The sequence below is a fragment of the Cyanothece sp. BG0011 genome (assembly GCF_003013815.1).
Classification (GTDB): Bacteria; Cyanobacteriota; Cyanobacteriia; order Cyanobacteriales; family Microcystaceae; genus Crocosphaera.
Genome location: NZ_PRLH01000211.1, coordinates 1 through 10292, shown reverse-complemented (window position 1 = coordinate 10292; position 10292 = coordinate 1). Strand labels below are relative to the sequence as shown.

The 10292-nt window shown below is 37.8% G+C and carries 6 protein-coding genes and 3 pseudogenes; 5 read left to right on the top strand and 4 right to left on the bottom strand.

Translation table 11 applies throughout. The annotated features are described in order from the left end of the window. Positions 1–718: pseudogene (locus C4E06_RS26790) on the bottom strand (HEAT repeat domain-containing protein); the annotation flags it as partial. Between the two features lie 69 nt (positions 719–787). Next, positions 788–2440 (bottom strand): annotated as a pseudogene (nadB, locus tag C4E06_RS26785) (L-aspartate oxidase). Between the two features lie 400 nt (positions 2441–2840). Here nadB and C4E06_RS26780 point away from each other — a divergent pair. Beyond that, positions 2841–3797, top strand: coding sequence for a pentapeptide repeat-containing protein (locus C4E06_RS26780; protein WP_107671369.1), 957 nt, complete (start codon positions 2841–2843; stop codon positions 3795–3797). Between the two features lie 67 nt (positions 3798–3864). On the opposite strand, the gene C4E06_RS26775 is transcribed toward C4E06_RS26780, so the two are convergent. Together C4E06_RS26775 and C4E06_RS26770 are read right to left on the bottom strand one after the other, a co-directional pair. Then, the gene (locus C4E06_RS26775) at positions 3865–6045 is read right to left on the bottom strand and encodes a PP2C family serine/threonine-protein phosphatase (protein WP_198649072.1); all 2181 of its coding nucleotides are present in this window, start codon (positions 6043–6045) and stop codon (positions 3865–3867) included. Positions 6046–6148: 103 nt separating this feature from the next. Next, positions 6149–6730, bottom strand: a complete 582-nt coding sequence (locus tag C4E06_RS26770; RefSeq protein WP_107671367.1) for a hypothetical protein — start codon at positions 6728–6730, stop codon at positions 6149–6151. Between C4E06_RS26770 and C4E06_RS26765 the strand changes: the two are divergent. From C4E06_RS26765 to C4E06_RS26750, 4 genes and pseudogenes are all read left to right on the top strand, one after another. Then, positions 6675–7022: pseudogene (locus tag C4E06_RS26765) on the top strand (galactose-1-phosphate uridylyltransferase); the annotation flags it as partial. The gene C4E06_RS26770 and the pseudogene C4E06_RS26765 sit on opposite strands and share 56 nt — an antisense overlap. Before the next feature lie 181 nt (positions 7023–7203). After that, complete coding sequence (locus tag C4E06_RS26760) at positions 7204–7569, top strand: hypothetical protein (RefSeq protein WP_107671366.1); 366 nt, start codon at positions 7204–7206, stop codon at positions 7567–7569. Between the two features lie 81 nt (positions 7570–7650). Further along, positions 7651–9669, top strand: a complete 2019-nt coding sequence (locus tag C4E06_RS26755) for an ABC transporter ATP-binding protein/permease (protein WP_107671365.1) — start codon at positions 7651–7653, stop codon at positions 9667–9669. A 7-nt stretch (positions 9670–9676) separates the two neighbouring features. Beyond that, the gene (locus C4E06_RS26750; RefSeq protein WP_107671364.1) at positions 9677–10288 is read left to right on the top strand and encodes an alpha/beta hydrolase; all 612 of its coding nucleotides are present in this window, start codon (positions 9677–9679) and stop codon (positions 10286–10288) included. Positions 10289–10292 lie beyond the last annotated feature (4 nt).

The following is a 10292-nucleotide window of genomic DNA, read 5'->3' as shown; positions in this document are numbered from 1 at the left end:
ATCGATGGGAATCTCCACTAGGGATACGAGTGGGGGTTTGAATCGGTAAGGCTGTTTCTACTTCTGATGTTTCCAAAACCACTTCTGAAGAGTTTTCTGAAGCTATTTCATGGGCTTGAGGAGAGACTAATAAGTTTTTTATCTCTGGTTGATCATTATTTTTATTATCCTGATTGATAGAGGTGTTTTCTTGAAAATTCCTATCCTCATCTAAGTTGATTGCTAATTCTTCTTGTTTCTGGGGTTGTAATAATTCTTCTTCAAATTTGTCTTGAGAATAGGTTGAAGCACGACGTAAAAATAGCCAAATTCCTATACCAATCGCCACAACAACTACCAATAAACCAAACCAGATAAACAGACCACTGCCTGTCAAATTACTTAAAGGATTACTTTGTTGAGCTAAATAAAACTCAACGTTTTGAAGAGCTTGTTGAGCATAAATATCATTGGGTCGTAGTTCAAGGGCTTTTTGAAACTGTTGTTTTGCCGTTTGATAATCTTTTTGTTGAGTGGCCTTGTACCCTGCTTGCATAGCCTGATCGTAAGACGAAGTTGCCCCAGAAGACGAATCACTGGCCGTCCCTTGAGCAATTATCTCTTCGTTTCTGTCGATTTCATCTAGTATTAAAGGGCGAGTGGTAGCCCCACTTAGAGAATGGCAACTTAAAGAGGATAAACAGATTAATAATAATAGAGATAAACGATAGTAAATCATAATATAGGTTTCAAAGCAGGGATTAATAGTTGTCTTATTAATAGCTTAAACTGTTAGCACCATGGTTTTTTAGTCAATCTCACCTGTCGACCAACGATGATCACGAACGAGAGTATGTTTTGCCCATTGCTCACAAGAGTGAGGATAATCTTGACGATAATGTCCCCCCTGCTTTCGGTGCGAAATAAAGCGCTGTTGAGTATCAAATAAGCAATATCTAAGAGGTTAATGGTTTCAGAGCAAGTCCGTAAATAGGCTTGGGCAGTAGCTCCTTCAAATTTAATTGATTGATTGGGGGATAAGTTAAGAATCGGTTCACTCACAGAAAAAGACTTAATTTGTTGTTGCCATAAGCTCACTTTTGCGATCGCTGTTTTTAATACGGTTTGGGTACGGGAAATACCAGCACTTTGCCACATCAACTGAGGCAAAGCTTGGCGAATTTCTCTGATTTGGGGGATTTCTTGATCCCATTGTTCGTGGTTATTCATCACAAGGTCTGCTGTCTTTTTCATAGGGACTGGGGAATTTACATTAAGTTTCGATAATTGAGCAGCAAACACTAAACACTCTAGCAAAGAATTACTAGCCAGGCGATTAGCACCGTGAACTCCTGTACTGGCGGTTTCTCCAATGGCATAGAGACCGTCGATAGAAGTAGCATTGTTCAAATCGACTTGAACCCCTCCCATCCAATAATGGGCAGCCGGAGCCACAGGAATGGGTTCTCTAAACACATCTACACCCCATTTTTGACAAACGCGGATAATATTCGGGAAACGATAACGAATTTTTTCAGGTTTAATCGGCCGTAAATCAAGATAAACATTGGTTTGAGTCTTTTGACTTTGTAAATAGTGAAAAATAGCCCGACTCACCACATCTCTCGGAGCTAACTCTCCAGCCGGATGATAGTCAAAGGCAAAGCGTTTTCCCTGAGCATCGACGAGATGAGCTCCTTCTCCTCTAACGGCTTCACTGATCAGAAAATGGGGCGCCCCGGGTTGGGTTAAAGCGGTGGGGTGAAATTGAAAAAAATTCTAAGTCCCTCACCATGGCTCCTGCACGCCATGCTAAAGCGACTCCATCTCCTGTACTGACCGCCGGGTTAGTGGTTTGAGAATAAACCTGTCCACCGCCCCCAGTGGCTAAAATAACAGCTGATGCTTGAATCCAATGAATTTGTCCTTGATAAAGAACACTTAAACCTTGGCAACATTGTTTGTTTGGATCAATCCACAATTGTAAAGCGATCGCTTGGGCAATAACCTCTATGTTGGGTCGCTGTAAAACTTTTTCCGTTAGGGTACTAACAATAGCTCTTCCTGTAGTATCAGCAGCGTGTAGCACACGAGGATGAGAATGGGCGGCCTCGAGGGTCATGGCCAGTTGTTTTCCTTTGCGATCAAAGGCGACTCCCATCTCAACCAGGGATTCAATAGCTGTACCAGCATGATTGACCAAAAATTGAACGGCACTTTCATCGCATAAACCGGCTCCTGCGTTCAGGGTATCCTCTTTATGAAATTGAGGAGAGTCTTCTGGGGCGATGGCCGCAGCAATTCCTCCCTGGGCCCAGTCACTAGCCCCTGTTTTTAAGGTATCTTTAGTAATGATGCCCACACGATAGTGACTGGGTAAACACAGGGCAGCGTACAATCCAGCAGCCCCAGATCCGACTACAATAATGTCAAATGGGATTGTTAAACCCTTCGTTTTCACCGACTTAGCTGAAGCTATCAAGGTTAATTGCTCAATTTTTATTATAAATTCTTTACTATTTTAACTTTAACCGTTCCTACTAATCCATAGAAATCTTTAAGATAAAGGACTGGACTCACTTTAGGTGGATGGAGTGATGGCTCTCACCGATTTCGAGTGATTTTTGGACTTGACATTTCCTGGCCAGTTTTGAATACTAAAATTAGTTCTTTAACCAATAATCTACCATTTTTTAAGTGTGTTCAGTCATTGACTTTTTCGGCAAAATTACTGAGATTTTTTCAACTAACTTAAAACTTTTCTTGGTAAAGCACACTTTTGGGTAAATTTTAATAACATTTTTTAGATCCAATTTTACTTAAGATAAACTAGAGATCAAGGATCACAATCAGGAGAGAGAATGTTTCAAAGTCAAGAGGCTATAGACCTAAAAGAAAAATATGAAAAAGGTCAAAGAAATTTCCAAGAATTCCAATTACGTCGTGCAGATTTAAGAGGACTCAATCTCAGTTATACGGATTTTCGCGGGGTTGATCTCAGTTATGCTAATTTGAGGGAAGTAGATTTTACAGGGGCTGACTTACGGGATGCCTATCTCAATGAAGCTGATTTAACGGGAGTCAATTTGACAGGAGCTAACTTAGAAGGAGCTTCTTTAATTAAAATTTATTTAATTAAGGCCAATTGTTATCAAACTGATTTTTCCGAAGCTTATTTAACGGGAGCTTATTTAACCAAGAGTGACTTTAAAGAAGCAAAATTTAATGGTGCTTACTTAAATAGTGCAAAGTTAAGTGGAGCAAAATTAGAGGATGCTTATTATGATGATCAAACTAGATTTGACACATCATTTAATCCAAAAACTGCTCTAATGAAGATAAAAGACAGTAAAAAAAAGAGCTTTAATGACTCAGAATCATCAGTATTTAAGGTTAAAAAACGAACCTATATTCCAACAATTACCCTTGATAAATTATTAGATATTTTCAATCATCTAACAGCAGTAAGTCGTCGTTATTTAGGAAAAACCATGACCCAAAAATATTGGGAATCTTCTCGCCCTTTATTTGAATGGTTAGATAATTTTGAGATGACTACATCTGCAGAAATTACTTTTAAGGGTGAACTGGATACTGTGTTAAGTCCAACAAAACTACAATGGTTACAAGCTTGGGTAAAAAGCTTTATTGAAAACTGTAGTCAAATTGTTCAAAACTATCCAGAAATGATTGACAGACAATTAGTCAATTTGTTGATTGCTGGTGATTTAACTAAGAATAATAACATGGATTCATTGCCAAAATCTCAGAATTTATCGTCAATTAATTCTAATCATTTAACCTTGCTTTCTATTTAAAGAGTTCCTTGAGTTTACAGTTTTCAACAATACAATATTAGTAGCTTTTTCTGTTGTTCCCTAATGTTTATTGAGCCACTTGTGTACAACTTCCTAACACCTTCCCTTCATAGGTTTGATAAACAGAGGATGATAAATTGGGGGTTGCTATCCAGGCTTCTTTGCCCTCTAAAGCTTTGAAAGAAGAAGTTTCAGCCGCGATTTGACAAATTTTAACCTTTATCACTTTTTTATATTCTTCTTGGGGCAAAATCTGTAAGATACTGTCCGAGGGGAGGTCAGGATAACTTTGATTGCCTTGTGGGGTTTCGGATAGGGAAAGAACTTGTGTTAGTTGAATGAGTTCCCCCGGCTCAGGTAGAGAAGGCTCAGAACTCACAGAAGAGGAAGGAGAAGGACGAGAAATAGGAGTAGAAGGCGGTTGTAGAAGTTGCCACATTCCATAAATTCCCGCACCTAAAATAAGAACAATAATTGCTAAAATACCAAAAATAAGAAGGAAGTTTATTTTTTTAGTCTCTGTGGTCTCCTCTCGAGAAGGAAGGGGTTCAGTGGGCTGTAAGTCTGAAGATAGATCATCAGAAGGATCGATAGTGGGTTGAGTTTCTTCTTTTGTGGCAACGAGAAAAGCTTCTACGTCTGCCATCGATAGAGGCCTTTGTTCCAAAGAAGCTAATTTTATTTGGCAGTAAAGAAGAGAAATCGTTACATTATCATGACCATTCTTGCCATTGGCCACATTAACTAATTCTTGTCCTACAGTAGGCAACTCTTTTTCATGGGATAAGATAGGAGCAATTTCTAGATGCCAATATTGATCAACTCGATCATAATCACTTAAGCCATCAGAACATAATAAAAAAATACAATCCTCATCCGTAATCAAACGAGTCACATTAGGATGGAGAGAATTAGCATTACTCATGCCTAAGGCTTGCACTAACGCCCCGGCATTGGGATATTTAATGGCATCTCGATAAAATAAATAGCCTAAACGGACTTCTCTAGAGGCTAAATCATCGTCAGTGGTCACTTGATGACAACTGTCAGGGGTAATCAGGTAAATACGGGAGTCCCCCACATTGGCTAGATAAACCTCGTGATCATGAACTAAACTGAGAACCAAGGTGGTTCCCATGCGTTGTCTATCTTGACGATTTTCAGCGTCGTTACGTTCACTAATACGATTATTGGTGAGATTGATTGCTTCTGCTAAGTCTTGTAATCCCTGTTGACTATTGCGAGTCTCACTAAACGTTGGCAATTGAGGAATTTGTTCAACTAAGGTATCGATGGCTAACTGAGAGGCCACTTCTCCGGCATCTTGTCCTCCAACCCCATCACAAACAATGGTAAAGTTGGGTTGGTCTGGGGAGGGTTCCACCAGTTCCCCTGCTGAGGGGTAACAAGCGTCTTCATTATGACTACGGGTGGGTCCTGAGTCAGTTAAGGTAAAAATTTGATATTTTTTGTTATACCATTGTCCACAGTAAGTTAAGGCAGGGTCAAAATAGCTCAACAAATAATCAGGATGGGGAATTTTACCCCGTTGTAGATAATCACAAAGGGACTGAAGATAATCAACAATGAGGGGGGACGTTCCTTCTGTCAGGGATAACCAGAGTTGGCCTAACTCTTTGACACTGTGAAAATTATGTTCGTCTGGATGAAAGTCTAATAATTGAATCATCCCTGCATTGACTCGCACTAAAGAGGTGTCGAGTAAACTGGATACCATTTGCTGTCCTTCTAGGGGTTGCCAAAGTTTAGCCATTTGCCACAACCAGTTGAGTTGTCGTAGGGGATTATCCTTGGCCTCGGTCCAGATTTGGGTTAATGGGGGTAATAATTCAGGATAACGGGGCTCTCCTGATTCCTTAAGGGGAATCGTCCCATATTCAAGTAAGGCAATTTGAGGGCTGTGATTTTCTTCTTGAGACGGATTATAATAGGTGTAGATTTGGGGTAGATGGAGACGATATGGAAATAATCTTAAATATTTTCTAATTTTTTCGGGAATATCCTCACTAAACTCAGGAGGAATCCCAGGTTTGCTATCCAAAACAACCTGATGGCTGATTACCCAGTACCGTTCATCGATTAACGCTCCCTGTTCAAATGAGGTTACCCAATCCCCCAAAGGGCGTAGATATCGCTTGAGGAGAGGGGTTTCACATTTCTCACATACTAAGTTCTGTAAGGGGTTGATGGTTTGGCATTCAGGGTTAGAACATTGAATAGTTGCCATAGGTTCTGTCATGACAGCAATGGTGAGGACCGTTTAACAAATAGTCCCAATAACATAAGTTATTATAGCGTTTCTCTCCCCAGGGAATGAATCCTGTTTAAGGCTAAACTTTGATCGAACTGGGCTGATCCACGGCGGCAATGATACGATGACAACCAGAGTCGGGTTTAGCCCATTGATATTGATACTCTTGAGGATTGCCCCAACATAATCCTAAGTATAATTCGGTTCTACCTGCATCAACTTCAGCCCATTCTACCTCATCAATAAAGTCTTGAATCGAATCATAAGAAATGGGACGACGACGATGGGCCGATAACCAAAATTTCATTCCTTTGGTCATTTGCCACCAAAAAGTGATCACAGATTCTTTGTATTTCATTAATATTTCTTTATCCCCTGGAACAGCAATGAGTTGGTTATGTAATTCAGGGTATTTAATTGATCGGCCTTGATAAGTACAGGTCCGCCAAATAATCCCAGACACCCTGTTTTGTATTTGATATTTATGAATTTGACGACGAAAATCTTGATAAGCAAATACTTGGTTCATTTTGTCAGTATTTAATGCTTTGGCAATTACAGGATTATTAATGCGATCGTCACAAGATAGAATAACCCTTTCTCCTCTATTTGTTTCTTTTGTTCCTTTTGCTGCGGAATTTCCTTGTGAAATTTGGATTATGCCTAAAGAACATCAAGCAGATTTTGGTAGTATCACTCCTCAAGAAAAAAAGGCTTTTGCCGAAATTTTGAAAGATAGTTTAAGTCGTTTATATTATAAGTTAAATAATCCTGACTATAATTATGTCATTAATACAGCCGCCCGTTACAAAGCAGAAGAACCTCAGTTACATTGGTATTGTCAAATTAGGCCCCGTTTAACCACACCAGCAGGGTTTGAATTAGGTTCAGGAATGAGTATTAATCCTTCTATTCCTGAAGTCGATGCAGCATTTTTACGAGGAGAAGTATAATCCACCTATGATTATTAGAAATAGCATTGAAAAATTAATATGATAATCATTGAAAATATTAAAAATAAATAAATTAATAAAGTATTTTCAAGTATTCTTAACGATAGGATGAGTAAAAATATGTTACAATATTAGTAATTTCATCAAAAGAATTAACGAAATTATCTAGCAGGGTAAATTAATGTTTGATCCTATCTCTATTGGAGAATTTTCTCGAAATAATTGTGTTAGTATATGCGCGTTCTTAATTCCTGCAAACTTATTGGGAACATTACTGAGTTTGAGTTTTATATTAGTTAAATCTTCTCCCCTCAAGTTATTCACTTCGGTGACAGTCACCACCCTTCTAGCCCTTATTTTATGCCTTCATGTGGCGAGTTGGTGGATAATAGGTGTGATTCAAGCAACTAGCTTTATTTTATTAGGTTTGGCACTGCTTTGTATCAGTGTAAATTTATGGGTTGTGATTCAATCTAGACAAGAAGAACCTTGGTTACGGAAAATTGTCCAAAATAGGATAACAGTGAGATTTTTATCAACCCATTAAGGTAAAATAGGACAATAATTGACCTAAATTAACATATTTTCTAATAAAAAGACGGTCTATAATCCGAGTTAAAATAATAGAATGGCTCAACCTCGTTTTCAATTCAATCGTCAACTGGTTTCTCACTTTATTGAAACAGCGCAACCTTATTTTTTCCCTCCCCGTGATGAGGATGACAGACAACAAGATAATAATACAACCCCGAGAAGGGTCAAATATATCACTAAAAATACATGGATATTTTTAGGATTATTAGGGGTATTAATTCTAACGGTGGTTAGTGTCGCGTTTTTTTTAACGGTTGGACTAACCTTATTGACGAATGCTGTCTTTCCTGATTTTTTTGGGAAAGTTGCCGGGGGACTGGTAAGAACTATTCAGGGTTTTATACAATCAAATGTTCCCTATATTACGTTAGGTATCATTGTTATTAGTGGGATTATTTTTGCCTCACAAAAAGGAAAAATAGCCAATCGGTGGAAACAATGGTCATTATTAGGATTACTGCTATTTTTATTATTAGTGGTTAACGGATTAAATGTCATTTTAAGTTATGCTTTTCGTTTCATTGATACGGCGTTAAATGAAAGAAATGCAGACACTTTTTGGCAGTTTATGATTGTCTATGGTTTAGTATTAGTGGCTGCTATTCCGATTATTGTTATTTACCGTTATACGCGATTAAAACTAGGATTAATGTGGCGAGAATGGCTCACCAAGCACTTTCTAGGCAAATATTTTAATAATCGTGCTTACTATGAACTAGATTCTAATGCCATTAATACACAAGTTGATAACCCGGATCAACGAATCACTCAAGATATTAAATCCTTTACCACTGTTACCCTTGATTTTTTATTAGATATTCTCGACTCAATTTTAACCCTGTTTTCCTTTTCTGCAATCTTATACACCATTTCTAAAGCCCTCACATGGGGACTATTGATTTATGCCATTTTTGGAACTGTGGTTGCGTTAATTGTAGGGAGTCGTTTGGTTAGTATTAACTATAATCAATTAAGATTAGAAGCTAATTTTCGTTACAGTATGGTGAGGGTAAGGGATAATGCAGAATCCATTGCTTTTTATCGGGGAGAGTCCCTAGAAAGAGGGCAAGTTATTGATAGATTAATGTCGGCTATTAGAAACTTTGATCTATTAATTATTTGGCAATCAATTATTACCTTATTTCAGTTAGGGTATAATTATTTTACCCGTTTAATTCCCTATATTATTATTGCTCCTTTGTACTTGCAAGGAGAATTAGACTTTGGTGCGATCGCTCAAGCAAGTGTGGCATTTTCTCAAGTGTTAAGCGCACTATCTTTAATTACCAATCAGATTCAAAATATTACAGAATTTGCTGCGAGTATCAACCGTTTAGGAGAATTTTATGAATCATTAGATCCCAAAGAATTTAAAAAAGAAAAGGAACAAACCAGTTTTATTTATACTCACAAAGCGTCTGATGTTGCCTTAGAAAATGTTACTCTACATCCCCCTAATTCTGAGAGAACCTTAGTTGAAAATGTATCCTTAAATGTTAGTAATCATAACAATTTACTGATTATGGGAGCCAGTGGAACGGGAAAAAGTTCCTTATTAAGGGCGATCGCAGGATTATGGAATTCTGGCAATGGAACGATTTATCGGCCTGACGCTGAAGCTATCTTATTTTTACCCCAAAAACCTTACATGATTTTAGGAACATTAAGAGAACAATTATTGTATCCTAATACGGAAAAATATATAACAGATGAAAAATTAAAAGACATATTAAAAACCGTCAATTTACCGAATTTAGCAGATAGATTTGATTTTGAAGCCCAAGAAAATTGGGAAAATGTTTTATCATTAGGAGAACAACAAAGAGTTGCCTTTGCTCGCATTTTAATTACTCAGCCTCGTTATGCTATTTTAGATGAAGCTACCAGTGCGCTAGATGTGAAAAACGAAGAAAGACTCTATCAAGAATTATCCCATATGGGAACCACTTATATTAGTGTGGGACATCGACCCACTTTAAGACAATACCATCAACAATTATTAGAAATATTTGATGGGGGACATTGGGAACTCACAGAACTTGCCAAAAAATGAGAATTTTATGTATTTAGAAACCATTTCTATTAAACCGAAAAATACTGAACCTAAACATCTTTTAGTCATGTTGCATGGGTGGGGGGCAAATGCTGAAGATTTAGCCCCTTTAGCCTCCATGTTAACCCTTCTGGACTATCAATTATTGTTTCCTAATGCCCCTTTTTCCCATCCACAAGTGCCTGGGGGACTGGCTTGGTATGCCCTAGAAACGGGGCAATATGAAGGGATAGATGAAAGCCGTCAATTATTAAAAGATTGGTTAATTTCTTTAGAAGACAACACAGGGATTCCCTTATCTCGTACTATTTTAAGTGGCTTTTCTCAAGGGGGGGCAATGTCCCTTGATGTCGGCATTAATTTACCCTTAGCAGGAATTTGTAGTTTAAGTGGTTATTTACAGTTTCAACCTGAAAAATCACCCGCTTCTATTCCACCTATTTTGATTATTCATGGTCAAAAAGATATGGTGGTTCCTGTGGAAATGGCACAAAAAGCTAGGGATGAATTAAAAGCAATTGATGCTAAAGTTGAGTATCATGAGTTTCCTATGGGTCATGAAATTACAAATGATATTTTACCCATTTTAGAGGAATTTATTAACGCTAATACTTTATAAAAAA